The organism is Burkholderia sp. Se-20378, from assembly GCF_017104665.1.
GTDB classification, from domain to species: domain Bacteria; phylum Pseudomonadota; class Gammaproteobacteria; order Burkholderiales; family Burkholderiaceae; genus Burkholderia; species Burkholderia lata.
This window is the reverse complement of the sequence record NZ_JAAGPG010001265.1, coordinates 1-343: the sequence shown is the minus strand read 5'-3', so window position 1 is coordinate 343 and position 343 is coordinate 1. Positions and strand designations below refer to the sequence as shown.

Genomic DNA, 343 nt, shown 5'->3' with positions numbered 1-343 from the left:
GTCGAGGTCGAGGTCGACAGCGAGGTGATCGAGCTGTTGGCCGACGACAGGCCGGTCGAGGTCGAAGTCGACAGCGACGTGATCGAGCTGTTCGCCGACGACAGGCCCGTCGAGGTCGAGGTCGACAACGACGTGATCGAGCTGTTAGCCGACGACAGGCCCGTCGAGGTCGAAGTCGACAGCGAGGTGATCGAGCTGTTGGCCGACGACAGGCCCGTCGAGGTCGAGGTCGACAGCGAGGTGATCGAGCTGTTGGCCGACGACAGGCCGGTCGAGGTCGAAGTCGACAGCGACGTGATCGAGCTGTTCGCCGACGACAGGCCCGTCGAGGTCGAGGTCGACA

General features: G+C 65.0%; 1 protein-coding gene. It reads left to right on the top strand.

The annotated features are described in order from the left end of the window. On the top strand, positions 1–343 hold a 343-nt coding region (locus G3N93_RS41340; protein WP_206135674.1), incomplete at both ends, for a hypothetical protein.